Origin of the sequence: Bacteroides sp. CAG:189, assembly GCF_000432295.1 — a bacterium.
Classification (GTDB): domain Bacteria; phylum Bacteroidota; class Bacteroidia; order Bacteroidales; family Bacteroidaceae; genus Bacteroides; species Bacteroides salyersiae.
Genome location: NZ_HF990962.1, coordinates 1 through 24,309 on the forward strand (window position 1 = coordinate 1; position 24,309 = coordinate 24,309).

General features: G+C 39.2%; 14 protein-coding genes. 9 read left to right on the top strand and 5 right to left on the bottom strand.

Annotation, left to right across the window (positions count from 1 at the left end):
* Window positions 1-820 precede the first annotated feature (820 nt).
* The 9 genes from argR to QVP90_RS00120 all read left to right on the top strand — a co-directional run bounded on the left by argR (window position 821) and on the right by QVP90_RS00120 (window position 9,405).
* The gene (gene argR, locus QVP90_RS00080; RefSeq protein ID WP_005926699.1) at window positions 821-1,294 is read left to right on the top strand and encodes an arginine repressor; all 474 of its coding nucleotides are present in this window, start codon (window positions 821-823) and stop codon (window positions 1,292-1,294) included.
* Window positions 1,295-1,328: 34 nt separating this feature from the next.
* Window positions 1,329-1,883: a GNAT family N-acetyltransferase gene (locus tag QVP90_RS00085; protein ID WP_005926702.1), complete on the top strand. Its 555-nt coding sequence runs from the start codon at window positions 1,329-1,331 to the stop codon at window positions 1,881-1,883.
* A 117-nt stretch (window positions 1,884-2,000) separates the two neighbouring features.
* On the top strand, window positions 2,001-3,197 hold the full coding sequence (locus QVP90_RS00090) for an argininosuccinate synthase (protein ID WP_005926705.1): 1,197 nt from the start codon (window positions 2,001-2,003) through the stop codon (window positions 3,195-3,197).
* 113 nt (window positions 3,198-3,310) lie between these two features.
* Entirely contained in the window at window positions 3,311-4,279 is a 969-nt protein-coding gene (gene argC / locus QVP90_RS00095) for an N-acetyl-gamma-glutamyl-phosphate reductase (protein ID WP_005926708.1), read from the top strand.
* A 117-nt stretch (window positions 4,280-4,396) separates the two neighbouring features.
* A complete protein-coding gene (locus tag QVP90_RS00100; RefSeq protein WP_005926711.1) occupies window positions 4,397-5,518 on the top strand; it encodes an aspartate aminotransferase family protein in 1,122 nt (373 codons plus the stop codon).
* Window positions 5,519-5,824: 306 nt separating this feature from the next.
* Window positions 5,825-6,598 (top strand): pyrroline-5-carboxylate reductase, encoded by a 774-nt coding sequence (gene proC / locus QVP90_RS00105; protein ID WP_021935347.1) that lies wholly within the window; start codon window positions 5,825-5,827, stop codon window positions 6,596-6,598.
* Between the two features lie 102 nt (window positions 6,599-6,700).
* Entirely contained in the window at window positions 6,701-7,255 is a 555-nt protein-coding gene (locus QVP90_RS00110) for a helix-turn-helix domain-containing protein (RefSeq protein ID WP_005926717.1), read from the top strand.
* Between the two features lie 8 nt (window positions 7,256-7,263).
* The gene (locus QVP90_RS00115; RefSeq protein WP_021935348.1) at window positions 7,264-8,919 is read left to right on the top strand and encodes an AMP-binding protein; all 1,656 of its coding nucleotides are present in this window, start codon (window positions 7,264-7,266) and stop codon (window positions 8,917-8,919) included.
* A gap of 285 nt (window positions 8,920-9,204) precedes the next feature.
* Window positions 9,205-9,405 carry a DUF2007-related protein gene (locus tag QVP90_RS00120; RefSeq protein WP_005926722.1) on the top strand — a complete coding sequence of 67 codons (201 nt, stop codon included), beginning with the start codon at window positions 9,205-9,207 and terminating at the stop codon, window positions 9,403-9,405.
* A 206-nt stretch (window positions 9,406-9,611) separates the two neighbouring features.
* Here QVP90_RS00120 and QVP90_RS00125 read toward each other — a convergent pair whose 3' ends face one another.
* From QVP90_RS00125 to QVP90_RS00145, 5 genes are all read right to left on the bottom strand, one after another.
* A complete protein-coding gene (locus tag QVP90_RS00125; RefSeq protein ID WP_021935349.1) occupies window positions 9,612-13,970 on the bottom strand; it encodes an exo-alpha-sialidase in 4,359 nt (1,452 codons plus the stop codon).
* Between the two features lie 155 nt (window positions 13,971-14,125).
* On the bottom strand, window positions 14,126-17,872 hold the full coding sequence (locus QVP90_RS00130) for an endo-beta-N-acetylglucosaminidase (protein WP_021935350.1): 3,747 nt from the start codon (window positions 17,870-17,872) through the stop codon (window positions 14,126-14,128).
* A gap of 69 nt (window positions 17,873-17,941) precedes the next feature.
* The gene (locus tag QVP90_RS00135) at window positions 17,942-19,795 is read right to left on the bottom strand and encodes an Ig-like domain-containing protein (RefSeq protein WP_005926731.1); all 1,854 of its coding nucleotides are present in this window, start codon (window positions 19,793-19,795) and stop codon (window positions 17,942-17,944) included.
* A 24-nt stretch (window positions 19,796-19,819) separates the two neighbouring features.
* Window positions 19,820-21,559: a SusD/RagB family nutrient-binding outer membrane lipoprotein gene (locus tag QVP90_RS00140; protein WP_007479011.1), complete on the bottom strand. Its 1,740-nt coding sequence runs from the start codon at window positions 21,557-21,559 to the stop codon at window positions 19,820-19,822.
* 13 nt (window positions 21,560-21,572) lie between these two features.
* Window positions 21,573-24,309: SusC/RagA family TonB-linked outer membrane protein (locus QVP90_RS00145; RefSeq protein WP_288203549.1), on the bottom strand; the 2,737-nt coding region annotated here is incomplete at its 5' end.

Genomic DNA, 24,309 nt, shown 5'->3' on the forward strand with positions numbered 1-24,309 from the left:
GAACTCTTGAGAGCATTCAAGAACATCCATCGTCCTAGCTATAAGTGATATCAGAATTTCATTCCACTCTTTTAGACTATCATCTGTTTACTCGACTATTGAGTAACCGCTTTGAAAGGTCGAAAATGCCAAAACAGGACAAAAATAGCCGAGAATAATTTTGGATTCATATATTTTGTTATATTCCAAATATTGCCTACATTTGTATATGAGTTATTTGAAACTATGCAAAACTGTGTAACCCAAAGCAAAACTTTTGCTACTAAATCGTTACCTGCATCTTTTAAGCACTGTAATCTCCTTCTGATTTACAATAAGTTATAATAAAATGCCAAGTTTCTCGTAGAGAAACGAGGCATTCATCGTAGAGGAACGAGCCGATTCTCTACGGATAAATTTTGCCCCACATAACATACTTACAACCAACACTTTAACAGCACACATAAATGTTATATTTTTTCACTTCTTAAACAATTCCCTTATCCCCCTTTTCCAACTACCATACATATCTGAAATCACAACAAAACCCGAATTATTTCACACAAAACACCTGTCATATAGTTGTTGTCCGTAAATCAAATGTAATAACACAGCCATTATATCTACAATACAAACACAGAGACTAATAAAAAACTTATTAGACATTATGTATCTATTTATGCTGTCATGCCAATCCGCCACCTTCATCCCCTCCTTTATTATAACCATTCTTGAATAAATTCCGCTTTTATGTATAAAAAGAATAAAAAAGTTTGGTTTTATGCATCATTTTTCCAATTTATTGCATACTTTTGCGCCATTCTTAGAATAATTATACAAGATGAAGAAGAAAGCAAACCGATTAGACGCTATCAAAATGATTATCTCAAGCAAAGAGGTAGGTTCACAGGAAGAGTTGTTACAGGCTCTTGCAGCCGAAGGTTTTGAACTGACGCAAGCCACTCTTTCACGTGATTTGAAGCAATTGAAAGTAGCCAAAGCAGCCAGCATGAACGGTAAATATGTATACGTATTGCCTAATGACATCATGTACAAACGTGTTGGTGACCAAAGTGCCACCGAGATGTTAATGAACAATGGCTTCGTCTCCCTGCAGTTTTCCGGCAACATAGCTGTAATCAAAACACGTCCCGGATACGCCAGCAGTATGGCTTATGATATCGACAATCGTGAGTTCGGCGATATATTAGGAACCATTGCCGGCGATGACACCATCATGCTTGTATTGCGTGAAGGTGCCGAGCCTAAAATGGTACGAAACTTCCTGTCACTTATTATTCCGAATATACAATAAACAGATAACTATATACTCGACACTTATTAAAGAAATGGAGACTCAAAAAATAGATGTGATGGTAGCCGACGCCTCACATGAGGTTTACGTTGACACTATTTTGGAGACAATCAGAAATGCAGCGAAAGTACGCGGGACAGGAATTGCAGAACGTACACACGAATATGTTGCAACCAAGATGAAAGAAGGGAAAGCCATTATCGCCCTGGAGGGAGATAAATTTGCAGGCTTCACTTATATAGAATCGTGGGGTAATAAACAATATGTAGCGACATCGGGATTGATCGTACACCCAGACTATCGCGGTTTGGGACTGGCAAAACGTATCAAACAAGCTTCTTTCAAACTCGCCCGCCTGCGTTGGCCATGGGCCAAAATATTCAGTCTGACCAGTGGTGCCGCCGTTATGAAAATGAATACGGAACTCGGTTATGTACCCGTCACGTTCAACGAACTGACGGATGACGAAGCATTCTGGCGCGGCTGCGAAGGTTGTATCAACCATGATATATTGGTAGCCAAAAACCGGAAATTCTGTATTTGTACGGCAATGCTTTACGATCCGGAGAAACATAAAGAAGAAGAATAATGTGCCGATTGGTCAATGTGCCAATATGCCAATTAATAGAGAAAGAAAAGAATTAAAATAATATAATGTACCGCATCGTCAATAGAACAATCGGGGCATTAACTAATTATTAAGATCATGGAACAGAAAAAGAAAGTGGTAGTTGCATTCAGCGGGGGATTAGATACCTCGTTTACCGTAATGTATCTGGCTAAGGAGAAAGGTTATGAGGTGTATGCGGCTTGTGCCAACACGGGTGGTTTCAGCGATGAACAGTTGAAACAGAATGAAGAAAACGCATACAAGTTAGGAGCTGTGAAATACGTTACACTGGACGTGACCCAAGAATACTACGAGAAAAGCTTGAAATACATGATATTCGGAAACGTACTGCGTAACGGTACTTATCCTATTTCCGTCAGTTCGGAACGTATATTCCAAGCATTGGCTATCGCACGTTATGCCAACGAAATCGGTGCGGATGCCATCGCCCATGGTTCCACCGGTGCCGGCAACGATCAGATTCGTTTTGACATGACTTTCCTTGTACTGGCTCCGGGTGTGGAAATCATCACATTGACCCGTGACATGGCATTGAGCCGTCAGGAAGAAATAGACTACTTGAATAAAAACGGTTTCAGTGCAGACTTTACCAAACTGAAATATTCCTATAATGTCGGATTGTGGGGTACTTCCATCTGTGGCGGCGAAATTCTCGACTCGGCACAGGGGCTACCCGAAACAGCATACTTGAAACAGGTGCAGAAGGAAGGAAGCGAACAGTTACGTCTTGAATTTAAACAGGGAGAACTTCATGCCGTAAACGGAGAAGTTTTTGAAGACAAAATTGCCGCCATCCAGAAGGTAGAAGAGATTGGCGCTCCTTACGGTATTGGACGCGACATGCATGTGGGCGATACAATCATCGGTATTAAAGGTCGCGTAGGTTTTGAAGCAGCCGCTCCGATGTTGATTATCGGTGCACACCGCTTCCTCGAAAAATATACGCTGAGCAAATGGCAACAATACTGGAAAGATCAAGTAGCCAACTGGTATGGTATGTTCCTCCACGAAAGCCAGTACCTGGAACCTGTAATGCGCGACATCGAAGCCATGCTGCAGGAGTCGCAGCGCAATGTAAACGGTACGGCAATTCTTGAACTCCGCCCATTGTCTTTCTCTACCGTAGGCGTAGAATCTGAAGATGATTTAGTAAAAACTAAATTTGGCGAATATGGCGAAATGCAGAAAGGCTGGACTGCGGAAGACGCGAAAGGATTTATCAAAGTAACTTCCACTCCGCTACGCGTTTATTATGCAAACCACGAGGTTTAGTTGAAAGTTGAGAGTTGAAAGCTACTATGCAGTTCAATAGTGCAAGCCAGCTTTCAACTCCCAATTTTCAATTCTCAACTTTCAACTTTCAACTAAATAAGCTTTCAACTATTATGATAAAAGCAGGAATTATTGGTGGAGCAGGATATACGGCGGGTGAACTTATCCGCCTACTTATCAATCACCCCGAGACAGAAATAGTATTTATCAACAGCAGCAGTAATGCCGGTAATAAGATTACCGATGTACACGAAGGACTCTACGGAGAATGTGATCTGACTTTTACCGATGCACTTCCTCTGGAAGAAATCGACGTACTTTTCTTTTGTACCGCCCACGGCGATACAAAGAAATTTATCGAAAGCCATAATATACCGGAAGATCTGAAAATTATCGATCTTTCAATGGATTATCGTATCGCATCACCGGATCATGACTTCATCTACGGATTGCCAGAATTGAACCGTCGTGCCACCTGTACGGCCAAGCATGTAGCCAATCCGGGATGTTTTGCAACCTGCATCCAATTAGGACTTCTTCCATTGGCCAAACACTTGATGCTGAATGACGACATCATGGTAAATGCTATCACAGGAAGCACGGGAGCGGGAGTAAAACCTGGTGCCACCAGTCATTTCAGTTGGCGTAATAACAACATGAGTGTGTACAAAGCCTTTGACCACCAACATGTACCCGAAATCAAACAATCGCTGAAACAACTTCAAAACAGTTTCGACTCAGAGATTGATTTTATCCCTTACCGGGGTGATTTTCCACGGGGTATCTTTGCCACGTTAGTGGTAAAAACCAAAGTAGCATTGGAAGAAATCGTACGCATGTATGAGGAATATTACGCAAAAGACTCATTTGTACACATCGTAGACAAAAACATCGATCTCAAACAAGTGGTCAACACCAACAAATGCCTGATACATCTGGAGAAACACGGAGATAAGCTGCTTATTATCTCATGCATCGACAACCTGTTGAAAGGTGCCAGCGGACAAGCAGTACACAATATGAACCTGATGTTCAATCTGGAAGAGACGGTAGGTCTCCGGTTAAAGCCATCGGCTTTTTAGATTGACGATTGGACGATTTACAATTAGACGATTGGAGTTACTTCAATTGTAAATCGTAAAATTAATAGTAGTAACTCCAATCGTCTAATTGTAAATCATAAAATCGTAAATATCATCATGAACCTATTCGATGTATATCCTTTATTCGACATAAACATAGTAAAAGGAAAAGGTTGCCATGTATGGGATGAAAACGGAACAGAATATCTCGACCTCTACGGAGGCCATGCCGTTATCTCCATCGGACATGCCCATCCGCACTATATAGAGATGATTAGCAGCCAAGTGGCAAAACTCGGCTTTTATTCCAACTCGGTTATCAACAAGCTGCAACAGGAAGTGGCTGCACGCTTGGGAAAGATTTCCGGTTATGACGATTACTCACTATTCCTGATCAACAGTGGTGCGGAAGCAAACGAAAATGCCTTGAAACTGGCCTCTTTCCATACCGGACGGACCAAAGTGATTTCTTTCTCCAAAGCTTTCCACGGACGTACTTCACTGGCTGTAGAAGCGACCGATAATCCTAAAATTATCGCTCCCATCAATGCGAACGGACATATCACTTATCTTCCTCTGAACGATACGGAAGCAATGAAAGCCGAACTGGCCAAAGGAGATGTCTGTGCTGTTATCATCGAAGGTATTCAGGGAGTAGGAGGTATTAAAATACCGACTGCAGAATTCTTGCAAGAGCTACGTAAGGCATGTACAGAGAATGGGACCGTATTTATCCTTGATGAAATTCAAAGTGGCTACGGACGTAGCGGTAGATTTTTTGCGCACCAATATGCAGGAATCAAACCCGACATTATCACAGTAGCCAAAGGTATCGCCAATGGTTTTCCAATGGCCGGTGTACTCATCAGCCCGATGTTCAAACCGGTTTACGGTATGTTAGGAACGACTTTCGGAGGAAATCACTTGGCCTGTGCTGCGGCATTAGCAGTTATGGACGTCATTGAGCAAGATCGTCTGATCGAAAATGCAGCCAACATCGGTGCTTACTTATTGGAAGAATTGAAAAAATTCCCACAAATCAAAGAAGTACGCGGATGCGGACTTATGATTGGCATGGAGTTCGAACAGCCGGTAAAAGAAATTCGCAGCCGTCTCATCCATGAACAGAAAGTATTCACCGGAGCCAGTGGAACAAATGTTATCCGACTATTACCCCCTCTCTGCCTCAGCAAAGCAGAAGCAGATGAATTCCTCATCAGATTCAAGAAAGTACTTTAACAATAAAAATGCCGGTATATCGTCTTCTATTCAGAGATTATACCGGCATTTATTTTATATCCGGAAAAACAACCTTCCTACTGTCCTTTCAAACGAAACGACCTCTCAAAATAAAGTATAGACTCTTATGTAGGAAAAGCATACACTCTTATCTTATAAGTCACTGGTATTCCTATAATTACCGAACAAAATTAGCATATAAATTCATAAAATCAATTTTCCACAAGAAAAATACCTGCCACAATTATTCGAATTTTCACTTTTTACATTTACCTTTGTCTCCAACGTACTAAATAACATCAAATTATGAAAGTAGCTATCATTGGTGCAGGAAATATGGGCTCTGCCATTGCACGCGGTTTAGCCCAGGGATATTTGGTTCAAGGACATGAAATTGTTGTGTCCAACCCAACGAATGGGAAATTGGAGAAACTAAAAGTCGACTTTCCCAACATTAAAACAACGAACAACAATATGGATGCAGCAAGCAATGCCGACATTGTAATCGCTGCTGTAAAACCTTGGTTAATAGAGGAGGTACTCGAACCACTCCGTTTGAAACGCACACAGATACTCGTGTCTTTAGCCGCCGGTATTTGTTTCGACGATTTAGCGCATTTTTGTGGTGAGCCGGAAATGCCGATTTTCCGTGTTATTCCCAATACCGCCATTGCCGAACGTGCCAGCATGACTCTTATAGCCGCTCGCAATGCTTCAGATAAACAAAAGAAATTATTAACTGATATGTTCGACGAGATGGGACTGACCATGATGATATCGGAAAGTAAAATAGCAGCAGCAACTGCGCTGACTTCATGTGGTATTGCCTATGTGCTGAAATATGTACAGGCCGCCATGCAGGCAGGTATCGAAATGGGAATCGCACCTAAGGACGGTATGAAAATGGTTGCACAAACACTAATAGGCGGGGCTGAATTGTTGTTAAACAAAGATACGCATCCCAGTGTTGAGATCGACAAAGTGACAACACCCGGTGGAATCACAATTAAAGGTATCAACGAATTGGAACATGCCGGATTTACCTCGGCAATAATAAAAGCAATGAAGGCCTCTAAATAATGCCAGGAATAAAAATGAGAACTCAAACTCCATTAAGAATTATTACGAGCATGAAAACACCCCAACAAACTATTAACATTTACACATTAATTCATTAAATACATGGATGATAAAATTAAGCAAATAGCCGAACGACTACGCGGATTGCGTGATGTACTGGAACTTACAGCAGAAGACATTGCCCGCGATTGTGATATCTCTGCCGAAGAATACCGTTTGGCAGAAACAGGAGAATATGATATTTCAGTAAGTATGCTGCAAAAGATAGCACGTAAGTATGGTATCGCCCTGGATGCACTCATGTTTGGTGAAGAGCCCAAAATGAGCAGTTATTTTTTAACCCGCGCCGGGAAAGGAACAAGTATCGAACGTACCAGAGCATACAAATACCAATCATTAGCAGCAGGATTTATCAATCGGAGCGCTGATCCGTTCATCGTAACCGTTGAACCGAAACCGGATAACGAACCGATACATTACAACAGCCATACCGGTCAAGAATTCAACTTGGTACTTGAAGGACGTATGCTGATTAATATCGAAGGCAAAGAACTGATACTGAACGAAGGTGACAGTCTTTATTTCAACTCAAAACTCCCACACGGCATGAAAGCACTCGATGGAAAAACAGTACGTTTCCTTGCCGTCATCATGTAATATTAATTATGGTAGAAAGATTCTTATCACAAACAACATTCTCCTCACAGGAGGATTTTATCAAAAATCTTAAGATTAACGTACCCGAAAACTTTAACTTCGGATATGATATAGTAGATGCTTGGGCTGCCGAAGAGCCAAATAAGTCTGCATTACTGTGGACGAACGATAAAGGCGAGCATGTGCAGTTCACATTTGCCGATATGAAGCATTATACAGACATAACGGCCTCTTATTTCCAGTCATTGGGAATTGGACGCGGCGATATGGTAATGTTGATTCTAAAACGCCGGTATGAATTTTGGTTCAGTATCATAGCGTTACACAAACTGGGAGCTACGGTAATCCCCGCAACTCACCTATTAACTAAAAAAGATATCGTATATCGCTGCAATGCCGCAGATATTAAAATGATCGTTGCCGCCGGCGAAGAAGTGATCACCAAACATATCATCGAAGCTATGCCCGATTGCCCGACTGTACATAAACTTGTCAGCGTAGGGCCCGAGATCCCTGAAGGATTTGAAGATTTCCATAAAGGTATCCAAGGAGCAGCCCCGTTCGTAAAACCTGAACATCCGAATACGAACGATGACATTTCACTGATGTATTTCACTTCCGGCACTACCGGCGAGCCTAAAATGGTAGCACATGATTTTACTTATCCGTTAGGCCATATCGTTACAGGTAGTTTCTGGCACAACCTTACCCCAAAAAGTCTCCACCTCACCATAGCCGATACAGGTTGGGGGAAAGCCGTATGGGGAAAGTTATATGGACAATGGATTGCCGGAGCTAACATATTTGTATACGATCATGAAAAATTCACCCCGGGTGACATCCTAACAAAGATACAAGATTACCACGTCACGTCTCTCTGTGCACCACCTACCATCTTCCGCTTTCTTATTCATGAAGATCTGACCAAATATGATCTTTCTTCATTGCAATATTGTACAATTGCCGGTGAAGCACTGAATCCCGCCGTATTCGACACTTTCAAGAAGCTGACAGGCATCAAACTAATGGAAGGATTCGGACAGACAGAAACAACACTGACCGTAGCTACTTTTCCTTGGATGGAACCGAAACTGGGAAGCATGGGAGTCCCTAACCCGCAATATGATGTGGATCTGATCGACCACGACGGACGTTCGGTAGAAGCCGGCGAGCAAGGGCAAATCGTTATCCGTACAAACAGAGGAAAGCCATTAGGACTTTTCAAGGAGTATTATCGTGACGCTGCCCGTACCCATGAAGCGTGGAACAACGGTATTTATTATACCGGTGATGTGGCCTGGAAAGACGAGGACGGTTATCTATGGTTTGTAGGCCGTGCCGACGATGTCATTAAAAGTTCCGGCTATCGCATCGGTCCGTTCGAAGTGGAAAGTGCGTTAATGACCCATCCGGCTGTTGTGGAGTGTGCCATTACCGGAGTACCCGACGAAATTCGTGGACAAGTAGTAAAAGCCACCATCGTTTTGTCCAAGGAATATAAAGCACAAGCAGGGGAAGGCCTAATAAAGGAACTTCAAAACCATGTGAAAAAAGTGACCGCACCATACAAATATCCACGTGTCATTGAATTCGTTGATGAACTTCCGAAAACAATCAGTGGTAAAATACGTCGTGTGGAAATCCGGAAAAACGATGAAAAATAAAAGTATACCTTAAACTTCACTTTTCAAATATCAGGAAACCGGTTGCAAGAATGACATGCGCTTTGAATCAATGAAAATCGCTACATTTCTGCAACCGGTTCCTTTTTAAGGATATTTGTTTTCTCATAATATCAACAGTCACCGAAAAAGACAAATTTGGAGCAATTCATATCCTAAATTGCTAACGTTTGCAACAATTCTTCTAAAGATTGAACGAATATTCGTCATTGGACTTGAAAACATGCTCTATATTTGCAAACAGAATACAACAAAAACCAGAAACAGATGATCACAAGTAGAAAAATTTCCCAAGTAGACGTTTTCACCGGTAGTCCGTGGGAAGCAACCAGCGTAAAAAACCTTCTCAATGCAGCCTACATTGAAGTTTCAATGAAAGACAAAGGAACTAACAGTATTTTATTATCCGTACCCTGCGAATTTTATACCGCAGCTATGCGCGTCATAAACAACAGAAAAGGTTCATAAACCCACATACCCTACATTGAAGCCGGTTTCGATTACCAAATCAAAACCGGCTTTATTCATCTGAACAGGGATATTCCTAAGCTATTATAAAAGAAAATCACTACAAGATTTACCCTGCAGTGATTAACTGAATGCATCATCAGGAATCTGCTACAGTTATCCCCAACTGTATTAGCAGATATTCTTCACAATCATCAAAAAGACATTTACATATTACCTACTTTTTTTACAATACAATCTGCTCCATCAACAATCTTGACCAGATATAAAGAGGATGTTGTTCCCAGTTGAACTGTTTCTAACGCATTCTCAATGATGAAAGATTTCACAACCTGACCTAAAACATCATAGACAAATACTTCACAACCAACTTTTCCATCTTTAACAATTAATTTTCCATCTTTTGTATAGACCGTCGTATTAGCTATTTCCGTATTAGTAATAGAAACCGTACCACTGAATACTGCACGAAGAGCAACATTTGCGAATACTTGATAAGAAAATTCTTTACTATCACCTAATTCTTCCAGCAGCCCAGCCTCAATTAAATCATATTCATCATCTTCACCTTCTTTTATCCATAATTCAGCCAATTCACAACCCTCTTCAGGCAACCAAGCAATAAGCAATTCCTCATCATAAATAATTTCACTCTGATCCTCCAATTCGATGTCGTCACTTAGTCTTTTAACCATTAGTTTACCTTTCTTTGGCGTATCGTTTGCCAAAGTCAAGGAATATTTCTCGGCTTCATATACCACTTGAACAGTAGTCTCTTTTGTAATATTCAGTGAGAATGATTTATTAGTTAATATCTCATCCATCTTTTCTTCACCATCAATCATTACACTTGCAACATAACATCTAACAGCCGGTTGAAGTGTAAATGTCACCTTTTCATTATAAGGTATTAAGTCTCCGGAAATTACATCATCTCCATTCGATTTTTGCACAATCATCTTTCCAAACTCTTCATTACAAGAATAATTCAATGAATAAGAATCAATTGCAAATTTCGCAATAATATCCAAATGCTCATTTACTACCAAAGAATAGCCAGCATCAGATACACATTCCTCTGTCTTGTCATCACCATTTATCAAAACGCTCTCTACATGATAATTCTCATCCGGAGTCACTTTTATTACTACAACCGACCCTTTGTACACAATTGCTCCACTCGCAATCTCATTTGATGAATTATCTGATACAGAAAGTATTCCATTTCCTTCCACCTGATAATTTACAAGTTTACCTTTTATAATATCCAATGAAACAGTGGCATCTTCTGCCAACACAAATGTATTGCTTTCAAGTTCTTCACCATTCACCAAAATTGCACGTATTATATAATCATCAGAAGTTACTTCAGCATTCACTGAAAGGACTGTACCTAAAGGCAAACGAGTACCATTAGTAACTTCCTCTTCTCCATTCATTATTTGCAATGTGGCTCCTTCTGTTTGTTCAAAAGAAACAACCCCCATCACAGCCTCATGAATATTAATGGTGAAGTCACAGATTGTACCTCTATTACTAGCCAAACTTGCATCTCCACATGGATCCAAACTGTTCCAATCGGCTTTAAATCTAATACGCGTTTCCCCTAATTTAGCATTATCGGGTATTATAAAACTGGGAAGATCTCTCTGTACTTTTCCTGCATCAACAACATCTCCTTTACTATCATGATAAGTCCCATCATCTTCACTATAATGTGTATACGACACCACCTCGTTCGATTCAAAAACACCATTCTGATTATAATCCACATACACGTAATAATGTGTCCAATATAGATTAAAATCAGCAACCGTTAAGAACAGTTCATTACCGATAGTGGCATTTAAAACATCTGCCGTATTATCAAAATTTATTTTACTTTGAGTTTTAGCACCTATTCCGGCCACTACTGTAGTAAAATCTTGAGCTATGCCACCCTGTGAAGCCCCACTTACACTCAATGACTGAACAACACGATCCGTATTTGTTCTTGGATAAGCATCTTCATCCCAGATACAATACTCTCCCGGATGAGTAATAGTATATGTAGCGGTTGCAATCTCACTGTTAGCCAAACCATCTTTTACTGCAATTGCTTTCACAGTAGTTGTCTCTTCAATCGTAATCAATCCTTCATACAAAATAGATCGTTCGTTTGGAGTGTTCCCATCTAATGTATAATAGATAGATGCTCCATCAGTAGCAGTAGTCAATTCAATCGCTACAGAATTTTCATATTCCCCTTCCGGAGCCGAAAAAGTAGGAGACTTAACAACTTCCGTTTCTCCAGCTGCATAATAAATATCTGCGCCGTCAGTCAACCAGTCTAAAGAAAAATTATTGAAATAGAGAGACATATTATCTGTATCATAATTTTCTTCTACATACGCTCCAATAGTACCGTCAGGAAGAATTGTCAATGAAGAATATGCCGATCCGGTAGGACAAATTGACTTCTTAACCGGCCAAGTTTGCCCTTCATCATAACTCACAAAAACTGAGACATTCCGTCTGTTAGCAGCGTCATTGGGTATACTGTGTAATAAACGATTCTTCTCATAGCCATCATTAACAGAAGTATATCGAATTATATCACCATTGCAATTCGGTTCAAGCATTTCAGTCCACTCAGATACTTCTCCCCATGTAATACCTCCATCAGTCGATTTCGTATAGTAACGGGGACCTTTACTCTGACGACGAATACTCATTAGGATTGTACCATCACTTAACTCTACAACTTTAGATTCGTCACCGCCTAATTTAGCTCGTTTGGAAACATTCCACGTCTCTCCATTATCATCTGAATAGTAAACAAAATTAGACAAAGTGCTTGCTGAATTCTCACGGACAGCAGCTACAAACATAATCCGTCCATTTTTTGTCAATAATCCATTTCCCGAAGCACAGAAAGAAGCATACCACCCCTGTCTCTCGGTAACAGTACATGCCGTTCCATAAAGCTGCTCAGTGATATCACGAGGTGCGCTCCAAGTTTTACCATTATCCGTACTTTTACAAACATAAGTACGAGTAGGATTCGAAGGAGATGAATTATTAAAAATACCTTCACCACCTACAAAAATACAAAGAAGGCCATTTTCTTCCGTCGTATGTACTAAACCGGCATCGCCAAATCCTCTACGTGCTCCTGTTCCTTCAGCAATAGTTTGCGGTTCGGACCATGTGATACCTCCATCCTCACTTCTTCTTATAACCACGTCAATATCTTCAGGCAAGTCACCTTGATTATTTTTACGCTTGTCTGTTGCAACAACCAAAGAACCATCTGCAGCAGTAATAATCGCTGGAATTCTATAGTTCTTTGAACCGGCATCCCCAGGTGCAAATAACAGTTTACGCTTCAATAAGATAGTACGTTCCCCTTCAACTGAACCTTCCGTAAAAGCATATGTTTCATCTGCAGTAGTGATAGAAACTATATTTGCATCAACTTTGTTCCCTTCTGTTGCATTATCAGCTATATCATATGTAATCCATAAATAATTGGTTCCCGAAGTCAATTCACCTGTAAGTTCACAATTTATCTCTCCGGAAGCAGGCTTACAACTGCCTAATAAAGTAGCGGTAACAGCAGCATAGCGAGCATCAAAACTATTTATATTTCCAGTAGAATACACCTTAATGCTTTTCACATCCTGTACATTTGTAGTTCCATCCATGTTCAAGGTAAGTTTATTGCACTGAACCGGATCCGTTCCTTCCATATCCAACACCGCCTTTAGCACCACTTCATCCTCATTACCACGCCCAGTAAAATTAGAATCCTGCACAACAGAAGCTGAAGCTACTTTACAAGGACCATCAACCGGATAATTCACAAGTACTCCGTTGTGCCCGTTTCCACTGACATCCGGAACAGTCAATCCGTCAATATTTTCAAAATCATAGGCAGCGACCAATCCTTCCGATGCAGGCATTTCATCTACCTTATCTGCATTGATTTCCTCCAATGACAACGCTCTTTTCCAAAAACGGAGATTATCAATTTCACCTTTCAAATAATATGCATATTCCATTGCAGAAGCTCGTCCGGTTCCTACAGTAACATCATAGTCATTTTCCACATACCACGGGCCAATATCTTTTATACCGGAATTTCCAACCTGCTTTCCGTTATGATATAGATACATTTTTCCATTTACTCTATCCACTACAAAAGCAACATGCGCCCAAGTATCCAAACTGCCAAATTCTGTAGACCATACACTCATAGAATTATCATGATTCCCAGCAGTATTTGGAGCATTATTCGCATAAAATTTACTTGAACTTTGTCCACCCCATAATTCATATCCACTTTTGGGAGTACCGGTCATACTCCGTTTTGCAACGAACCGTTGACCATCTAACCACCGATTTACCTTGACCCAACACGCAACGGTAAAACTCTCCTCTGCCGAGACGTTAAAGTCATCATGAGAAGCGATTTTCATTAATTGATCCGTACCATTCAGTACCAATGATTGTCCCGATTGTCCCCAAAGCGGTAGAATACTCATCAGAACCAAAATAGAAATCAAAGAAATGTAATGTTTCATTTTCAATAATAGATTTTTTAGTTTAACAAAAAAATTATACGTTTAGAAAACGATAAAACAAAAGGAGCTGCTATATGTTATTATTTACATTATATAACAATAACAGCTCCCCTTCTATCAAAATATAGATATAATATTGAGGTTAATACCTAATATTACTTCTTTATTACTTTCAATGCTTTTAGAATCTTAGTATCCTGTTTTATATTAATAAAATAAATACCAGCAGCACCATTTACACTTAAATGGATATTTTCGCCATCGGCTACCGTAGTTTCTTTTGCATCAATCATTTTTCCTGCAGCATCAAATACTTCAATAGCGTATGTACCCTCGTTTGCAAAACGAATATTCAATTCATCTACAAACGGATTCGGGTAAGCATTATAAGCAATTTCCAATTCGTTATCAGCAAAACCGACTCCACCATCTGTCACTGTTACCGAACGATAAGTTTTGGATACTGATCCCCAACCGTTCTCCAATGTCAAAATAGCGTTGAATTCACCTTCTGAAGGATAAGCTGCTACTACACTACCGGCTTCACCCGTTCCTGTAATATCACCTTGAATTTGAGCCTCTTCTAATTTCCAAGATGGTTTAGTTTCAACTTTAAAGATACTACCAGAAATAAATGGTGCACCTGTTCCATAAGTGATATCTACCGGAACATATTGGTTCACACCCTGGGAAACTGTCTTAATTTCGGTCATATAACCTTTTAAAGTCTTATTACTTCCTGTACTGAGAATTTCATTATTCTCATTCGGTTCAGTTTCAAAATCCCAGTAGCCAATCAACGACTCCGGTATTACAGTTTGATGCTCCATTGACTTTTTCACTTCTTCAGCAGTCAGCCCTTTATTATATAATTGGAATTCATCTAAATATCCATCAAAGCCTGCTCTATTGGCAGCAATACCACCTACCATAATCGTATAAGAATTCTTCCAGTCCTTTACATTCGTTATACCACCTCCGGAATTAATCAGCTTACCATTAACATATAACGATACATTACGTCCATTTTGATAATCAACAACAACTGCCAAATGATACCATTGATTAGGAACAAAAGTAAAGTCCTCTGCTATAATTTTAGTTTCCGAACCTGCTCCAGATTCTTTTTTCTTCAAATTAAACGATAACTTATTATCCGAAGCTTGGATATGAGTCCAAAGCCATCCCCAATCGCTATCGGGCCAACGATCTTCAGCAGCACGTATATTTAAAAGATGCGTACCATCGCTTATGTGATTAAATACAGCCGGTTTGAACCAAAAAGCAATGGTAAAAGGAGACTGGCTATTAAAATTCAATTGATCGGCTGGAACTCCAAAAGCAATTTCATTTAATCTTAAGCCACGCGAAACATATCCATCTGCATTACGTCCGATATATTTATATGTTACCTTATCACCCTTTTCTATTGAAATGGGACTATCGCTGTCATTGGCCGTCAGCGTTTTTATTTCCGGCATAGCCCCTACTTCTTCAGAAGAAATCTGAATCAAGGCTTGATGTAATTCTATGTTTTCCCCAGAAGTAATACGAAGATCATAAATACCAATTTCACTAAGAGCTGTTTCAAGTGATACAGAACTCGGGAAGTCTTTTACAACAACACCTGTCTGCGCATTCAGAATTTCCCACTTATCAGCCGGTGCATGAGTCGGATCAATATATTTAATCGCAAATGTCTCACCACTCTTAATCACCGGTTTATCGATTTCAATACCTTCTACAGTTGAATTATCCGGTGTATCCAACCATCCTGTCCATGCAATTTCTGATTCACTCTTACCGTCCAAAGCAACAGCCGATACTCCTAACTTAACCTTTTTATCACCATTTACATCAAACGGAGCACTCACTACATAAGCAGCCCATGAAGTAGTAGCCGTACACATAACAGGTTCACCACCTTCTTGTTGGATATAAATCTTATAATACCAAGTATTGACATCTTCATTATAAATAGGATCTTCCGGATGAGCAGCATCACGATCTTTCATCTTAAAGAACACTTTGAAATCCAATCCCTTATAATTGGTAGCCAACAACTTCTGATTGGTAATTATCGGCTGATTCGGAGTTAGAGCATCAGAACGTGTTAATGAAATTTCTCCAATCAACACTTTAAAATCCGCAGATGTCTTTTCAAATCTTAAACCGAGCATAGCAAGCGTCTCTTTGTTCAATCTCAAAGTACCGGGAAGCGTACCTACTTTAATTGTCTTTGCAACCCATTCCTTGCTTGAAGTAATATTATTTCCAACAGTAGCCGAAACTTCTGTACCTTCCTTACCTTCTGCAGAACATGCAACAGCTACAGAACCTGTACCGCTGACAACTTTATAACGAATAGTCAGCACATCACCACTTTTCAGCGAATATTGTGTTTTAAACAGATGAAGATATTCTCTATCTGTTTGGCCTGCTATAGAAAGACAAGAACCACCAAACCAAGCATCGTCCCAAGTAAATTCTGCTTTCAAACCTTTGCTCGGCACATCTGTCACATCTCTTCCCATAAAATTGGCAGTAAACCACCATCTCCATGTAGGTAAATAATCCTGCATACCAATATTGTACCATTCATTTTTGAATGTTGTTTCACCTTTCACATTAAAGAAAGTACCGTTACCCAAATTAAAATAAGTAACAAAAGGCTCTGCAGCCAAATCATCGGAAGCTAATACACTACGTGCCGTAATGAATTTAGAGAATCCATGGAAATCTGTAGCAGTGGTAGAATGTCTCAATATATTTTGGATTTTCAAATCATTTACGGGATTATAAGTAGACCCTGTAAATACATTCTCACTAATCAACTGATACGTTTTTTGTTTAGTCAACGGACTAGATCCCAACTCACCTCTTCCTTCAAAAATCATATTCATATTGTGTGCTCCCCAAATACCTACAGATATTTCAGCATTCTTCAAAGCAATCCAATCGGCCACAGATCTGCCTTGAAAGTCCATACCACCATATACATCATAAGAGGAACGTCCCGCAAAACTTTTTGCTGTACTCTGAGAAGTAGACAAACCACTTGCACCCCAGTTATAATTCATAAAATATGCATCGGATGTAGGATTTCCATTCCAGTGGAACCAATCTTGATTTGAAGAACTAAGGGCATCACCTCCCCCTACGGTTCCCCCGCTCGTCATCAAAGAGTACCATGCATTCGTAAAATACGGCCACTTTGCTGCTTCACGCTTGGCAAAACACTGAGACAACAATGTCTTCAATCCATCAGCACTTAAACCACTACCAATACTAAACTCTGAATTATAACCTATTCCATCAATACCATAATAACGCAGAAATTTCAATAATTTATCTGCACCACCATCGATCATAGCTTTCATTGTTTGTCCATGGCCACCATCAGTAGCGGTAACTGTTGAAGCCCAAGGCACGGAAGCCAGCGTCGATGTTCTTACGCCATTCTTATGGCAAATATCAGTAAAAGCACCGGCCATACGAATCATAGGAGCAGTCCAATTACCATAAATATCCACATAGCTCCACATACTAAACACTTCGGAATCAAAAAAGTAAGAAGGAAGTGATTTCCACCCCCCACCATCAGCAGTACCGATTGGACACCACCAGATCAGTTTTCTATCCGGAGTCATTTCCGGATCAACTTGTGTAGCCGAATTGGTGAAACGTTCTTTAGGCTTCACACGAGAAATAAAGAATTCTTCATCTTCAGCTGCTGCATCTGAAAATAAAGGAGTTCCCGGTTGCCAATTAGAATAAGCTTCATAAAAAGGCACACTCTTACTACTTTCGTTCACATACATCGAATGCGATGGAACTTGGGCGAATGCCGCACTACTCACTAACAGGCAGGCCCCTACATAATAATGTCTGATTTTTCCCATAAATATAAATTAATTAGATTATATTCCGGAGTACTTCTACTCCGGAACTAAACAGAAAATATAAACGCTCTACAAGTTAACAGTACCATTAATGGTAGCCTGTTTCCCAGCAATTCCAACTTTCAAATTAAAGACCAGTTTCCCATTTTCCACTTTCAATGTACCACTCAATAAACTTACAGTTTCATCATTCAAACTATACGTGACTTGACCTGACAAATCTGCACCTATGGTATAGGTATGTGCATCTTCCAAATTAACGTCCTGATCAAAATTGAAAATTAAATAATTTGTGAAATCTCCTTGATCAAGTTCTTCTGGAATAAAAATCAAAAGTTCTTTTGTTGTTTGCCGTTCCCAGCTGAATCTATCATCGAATGTTACATCATAAATTTCAATAATACCAGCGTCTTTCACTGTTATTTCCTTTTCCGCCTTCACTGTATTACCTTTATCATCCTTTATTGAAACTGCTATAGCAGTCTTTCCTGCAGCAATAGTAGTTACAACTCCTTCATTATCCACCGTAGCGACTTGTTCATTAGAAGAAGTCCAAGTATAGCGATCTTCTGGAATATTTTTCACATTAGCCTTTACTTCAGTAGCTAATTTGAAAGATTCACCCGCATAATAAGAAGCAGTTCCATCTACAAAACTAATAGAAGTAACCTTCAATAAAACAATAAAATGGCATTTATCACTCTTATCTCTTGACGTAGCAATAATATCCACTTCCCCTGGTGAGCGGAATACAACTAATCCTTCACTGCCTACCGTTGCTATATTTTCATCAGAAGAAGACCACTTTATAGGCCAGTAATCTGTAATGCCAAAGGGTGCTACATCAACTTCCGGAAACAAATTATAGAAAAGAACATCTTCTATTGTATATTGTGAATTAAGCATTGTCACAGATTCAACATAATAGTCGTTCTTATCATAAATCTCACAACTTGCTGTTACTTTTCGCCCTTCCGCTTCCACTGTCACAACTGCATTCCCCGGTACTCCTCCGGAAGTAACTACAATAAAATATTCTCCAGGAGCCTCTTCACTAAGTCCACGTTTATTCACGACCAACCCTTCACCTGAAGTCGTTACTTTAAAATCAATGCTATTAATAGTCGTCTGGTCATCCGGATATGCTTTATAATATACTACAATCGTGTCTTTCCCCTTATCATCATTATTAATAGTAAATTTATAACTGCTCTGTTCAATCTCTGTAATATCAGCTCCTGTAAAAGACATTAACGATAAATACAATTTTACTTTTACATATACTTCACATTCTATTTCTGCTCCCCCTAACTTAGCCGTTATCTTTATAGGTTCTTCTTGTTGCACATTTTGTGGATGAATACCTATTTTATAGGTACCCTCTTGAGTAGTTTCTTGCAATTTGCTTGCATCATCCACTAACAGAACCGCCTCATCAGAAGATATAAATTCTAATGGATAGAGTTTCAATAAATCCGGATCAATAGTTAGAACCAATGAATCTGAAATAGTACTCGGATTAATATAATATTTACTTTGTTCAAACGAGAAAGTCGGGTCAGTTGGACCAATACGTTCTGCTACTGTCACAATCGCCAGCAAATAACGCCCATCCTGAAGCGTTGCCTTTACAACAGCCTGCCCATAATTAACTCCCGTTACTTTACCAGCCTCATCTATCGTCAAGACATTTCCTTGTATGCCCTCTTCTGGTGTTTCATCTTTTATTGACCAGACAACGGTCCCCGGAAATAAATCTTCTCCTTCAGCAAGTACCTGAAATTGATAAGATTCATTTGGATATACTGTCACTGCGGTTTTAGACATCTTAACATATTCCACATCATCATCTTTACAACCCACCAAACTTAGACAGGCAGTAAATAATGTCAAGATAAAATATACATATTTCTTAGTTATCATATTTTTTTTATTAATAGTTAGCTATTAAAAATTCTTTGGAATGATACGATTATTTTCATCGCGTCCTTCTGTCGGTACATCCCACCAAACACGAGTACCAGCGGTATTATCTCCTCCAAGCGCAACTTCAATATTAGGAATATTCACTTGCTCATTCGAAGTGCTTTCACCAAACGGGATACGGCGTATCTGCAATTCATTATCAAATGATTTATCCGGCCAATTCCTGGGCACTCCGTTCACTTCTTCTACAACAGGAAACAGTCTGGGATATCCTGTACGACGGAATGTAGTCCATGCCTCAGCTGACTGTGGGAAATTAGCAATATACTTTTGAGTGACAATCTTCTCTAATTTCACTTCGTCAGAGTCCCCCTCATCCCATTTTACCCCAACTTGCACACCACGGGTTTGATCCGTTTCACTAAATTCAGGCTGATAATAATCTTTATAAACTATTTTCGTATTAGCAGCCGTCTGTTTCAAATAAGCATCAGCCGCACCAGATAACCCATTCTCTTCAAAAACCTTTCTGATACCTTGCTCATAAAAATCCTTAGCACTGGTACCCCCGACATTCCAATTTCTCAATTTAGCTTCAGAAAGAAGAAAAAGGACCTCAGTCACTTTAAAGAAATTACGCGGCATATATTTCACTTGAAATTTAGAGAATGCCTTGTAACCGTTCTCTGCCGGGCTCGGGTCAACAGAGCATCCTTGACGCATACCGACACACTCTTTTGCAACATCCAGTGTTTTTTTACCAGATGTTTTAGAATTAATAACCGCTCCATTTTTAGAAAACCACACTTCAAGCAACGGATTATTATAACGTTTCATGATGTTTTCTAAAGAAGCTCCTAAACGAGAATCCTCCCACTCGGCACTAATTTTATGAAGAGGATGTTGATAAGTACTACCATTATCCGTAGGCAATCCAAAATCTTCAGTAAGCAACCCTATTTCATCATTAGCAGCACTTTCCGCAATAGTCTGTGCGTCTCCCGGATTCACTTTTACCATATTCAATGCCATTCTCAGCCGTATAGAATTGGCAAACCTCACCCAATTCTTCCAATCACCTTTTGAATACCCTTCTTTTTCACCTTCTACCCGTTTCAACATTTCAGCAGACGGTTTTTTTTCTTTCAAAGTAGCAATCGCCTCTTCCAAGTCAGTAAAGATTGCCTTATATGTATCCTCACAAGACAAATATTCAAGTGGATTGGTCTCTTTCAATTTTCGATAGTCATTATAAGGAATCACACCAAAGAAATCAACTAATTCATGCATACTGTAAGCATACAAAATTTGAGCGATTGCTTTCCATTCTGGATTTCCATGACTTTCTGCAAAAAAATAAGCGTGATAAAGTTGCGGAAATAATTTCTGACTCTCACCGAGAGGACCACCATAATACCCATTCGGATAATCATACGTATGATATAGAGGTTGGCCAAAGTCGAATTTACTTTTTGAAACAGTGCAATATCCTGCAAATACATCTATATTGGTATTACGCTGATATTGATATTTATGTTCTCTAAAATCAATCACATATTCCATTGCTTGGCGTAGTTCTCCTTCCAATACCTCATCAGAAACATCTCCCATATCAATTCCATCACCTCCTGAAGTATCACTCTGCTTATCATCAATAATTTGCCAATCCGGATAATCAAACGCATCCCCACAACTTCCCATTATTAAAGAGGTGGTAGCCAATAAGCCATAAAAGAATATTGATTTATATATTTTTTTCATCTTCAAAAATCAATTAATAGGTTAATTTTATATTAAAACCGAAACTACGGGTAGTCGGTAGTGTAAACGAATCGACTCCGCCAAAAGCATTAGCAGCAGTAGCAGATATATCCGGATCTACTGGTGAATCCTTATACAAGAATCCGATATTACGTGCAATCAAAGACAATGTTAAATGTTTGGAAGGGCCTAATAAATCATAGAATGTATATCCTAAAGAGATTTCACGAAGTCGCACATTTGTCCCCTTATAAATGCAATCCAGATGAGCACCACCTACAGTTTCATAATAGTTACGGGCTGTAATTTGTTGTCCATCAGGCAAAGTTACCATGCCATTATTTGTTAAACGTGCTTCTGCACTTCGCTCTGATAATCCTGCAAAATCCATTTCCGCCTGCGTTAGTGAAATTACTTTTCCACCTATCTTTCCATCAACCAAAAAATAAAGAGAGAAATCTTTGTAACTAAAAGTATTATTCCATCCGAAATTAAATTTAGCATTTGTATTACCTAAATAACGACTGTATTCACTTGTCAACACGGGTTTTCCGTCTTGAATCTTAATTTTACCATCATCGCCATATACAAAATCCTTTCCGTACAAGTCGCCATAAGATCCACCTTTAATAAATTTAGTCTGAATTTCCACACCGCTTGCACTCATAATACAATCATCAGTTGTTCCATCCGGTGCAGTATATGTATCCATAATTTTATTATCATTATAAGATAAATTCAAACCAGTGCTCCATCTAAAATCTTTTGTAGAAATGACATTATAGTTGGTAGTAAACTCAATACCGCGATTTCTAATTTTACCTGAATTTATTGGCTTTGTTTGGCCGGTAGCTGTAGTTATTCTCATAAACTGATTTTCCATAGTACTCTGATATATAGTTACGTCTAAATTCAGTTTATTATTAAATAATGTCGCATCCAATCCAACCTCGAACGCCCGAGTTGTTTCAGGTTTCGGATTATCAAAAGTCGGATTTCTTGCTCCGATAGTTCCTGTTAACGGATTTGCAAACTGCGCAGCATAAAATTCCGCAGGGATAGAGTTACCAACCACACTATAAGATGCCCTCAGCTTCATCGCGTCAAGTTTGGGCATATTAAAAGGTAACAATTCTTTTAATAAAAGATTACCTCCTACTGAATAGTATGGAAAACTTTTATACTTACCATGAGTAGCGAACTGCTGAAATGCCTTTGACCAGTCATTACGGAAACTGACATCAATGTAACCTTTATCCCAAAATCCTACTTGTGCCGTTGCAAAAACAGCTGTTTCCCAATTTGTAGTAGGGGTCAGGTCTTGTCCAGTTAATAAAGTACCTTTATAGCCCTCTTTGTTAGAGCCCAAGGCTCCTGGTATAGGATAAGGTATATTTGGAGAAACATATGTATTATCATTCGTCTTAGTCATATAAATAGAATGATCTTTAATGCGTTTAAAACTGGTACCTACTGTAGCATTAAATGAAATTTTCTCTTTAAATTTCTCCGTATATGTCAACAAATAATCCGAATAAATTTCACGATGGGAAGCTCTTGATCCCCAGTACGTAGCACCTAAGGTTTGATTTTTAGCCACACGAATAGTAGCTAATTCAAGCACTGTATTTTCATCATGAGTCTTATCCAAACTCACACGGGCTTGAGCTGACAAGCTTTTTAAAATCTGATACTTAGCAGTAAAAGAAGCCATAATACGATCACGTAAAGCTTCATCATTGATCGCATCTAACATAAAATAAGGATTATTGATATATGGGTTATTTACCCACGGGAAATTTTGTACTGCCACTCCTTCCAAATTAGGATTCACAATATCATTTTCCACATTCGGATCCAGTGCCGGATTATATACTAATGGATCATCTTTATCTGCAATATAAGTTCTATTTTTATCAAAATAACGTAAATCTACGGCAGAAGGAGTAAGGTATAATCCCGGAAGTGAACCTTTAGCTTTACCAATAACAGGACGATTTATTGTTTTCTGAGTTACATAATTCAATGATAAGTCTAACTTTAGCTTATCATTAAACAGATTATAGCTTTGTTTGAAAAGAAGATTATGTCTCACAAATTTATTTTTGTCCATCAACCCTTTCTGCGTTGTATTTCCATAAGAAAAATAAGTACTGGAATATTCTGTTCCACCATTCAAAGAAATGGAATTGTTGTAAGTTTGCCCCGTTTTAAAAAAATCTGTTACATTATTTCTGGGATTTTTTGTTAAATAAGGAAACATAGCTAATTGATCATCAGTTATATCAGAGATCTTATTTCCCCAAGCATTATAACGCACCTCACCACCAACGATTTCAGGAGCAAAAGTTTTCTGCTGTTCTGGATAAACCAAAGGTGTTTCTAAAGTTATATTACTGGAAAAATCAATTTTGACTTTCCCCTCACGTCCACTCTTTGTAGTAATGATAATAACACCATTGTTGGCCGCACTACCATATAAAGCAGCAGCATTAGGACCTTTTAATATAGATATATTGGCGATATCATCTGGATTAATAGTAGACAACAAATCACCACCGTCACGAGAAGCCGCCATCAGAATTTCTTGAGATTGTCCCGACATTCCATTTGACATCGGAATACCATCTAAGACTATTAACGGCTGATTATTACCCAAAATAGAACTTTGCCCACGAAGCGTTATTTTAGAAGAACCGCCACCAGCTCCTGAAGAGTTAGGAGTAATCGTCAAACCGGCACTCTTTCCT

What these genes read in the sequence shown, in the direction of transcription:
- argR (WP_005926699.1), top strand. Translation starts at nt 821, where the DNA reads ATGAAGAAGAAAGCAAACCGATTAGACGCTATCAAAATGATTATCTCA.
- QVP90_RS00085 (WP_005926702.1), top strand. Translation starts at nt 1,329, where the DNA reads ATGGAGACTCAAAAAATAGATGTGATGGTAGCCGACGCCTCACATGAG.
- QVP90_RS00090 (WP_005926705.1), top strand. Translation starts at nt 2,001, where the DNA reads ATGGAACAGAAAAAGAAAGTGGTAGTTGCATTCAGCGGGGGATTAGAT.
- argC (WP_005926708.1), top strand. Translation starts at nt 3,311, where the DNA reads ATGATAAAAGCAGGAATTATTGGTGGAGCAGGATATACGGCGGGTGAA.
- QVP90_RS00100 (WP_005926711.1), top strand. Translation starts at nt 4,397, where the DNA reads ATGAACCTATTCGATGTATATCCTTTATTCGACATAAACATAGTAAAA.
- proC (WP_021935347.1), top strand. Translation starts at nt 5,825, where the DNA reads ATGAAAGTAGCTATCATTGGTGCAGGAAATATGGGCTCTGCCATTGCA.
- QVP90_RS00110 (WP_005926717.1), top strand. Translation starts at nt 6,701, where the DNA reads ATGGATGATAAAATTAAGCAAATAGCCGAACGACTACGCGGATTGCGT.
- QVP90_RS00115 (WP_021935348.1), top strand. Translation starts at nt 7,264, where the DNA reads ATGGTAGAAAGATTCTTATCACAAACAACATTCTCCTCACAGGAGGAT.
- QVP90_RS00120 (WP_005926722.1), top strand. Translation starts at nt 9,205, where the DNA reads ATGATCACAAGTAGAAAAATTTCCCAAGTAGACGTTTTCACCGGTAGT.
- QVP90_RS00125 (WP_021935349.1), bottom strand. Translation starts at nt 13,970, where the DNA reads ATGAAACATTACATTTCTTTGATTTCTATTTTGGTTCTGATGAGTATT.
- QVP90_RS00130 (WP_021935350.1), bottom strand. Translation starts at nt 17,872, where the DNA reads ATGGGAAAAATCAGACATTATTATGTAGGGGCCTGCCTGTTAGTGAGT.
- QVP90_RS00135 (WP_005926731.1), bottom strand. Translation starts at nt 19,795, where the DNA reads ATGATAACTAAGAAATATGTATATTTTATCTTGACATTATTTACTGCC.
- QVP90_RS00140 (WP_007479011.1), bottom strand. Translation starts at nt 21,559, where the DNA reads ATGAAAAAAATATATAAATCAATATTCTTTTATGGCTTATTGGCTACC.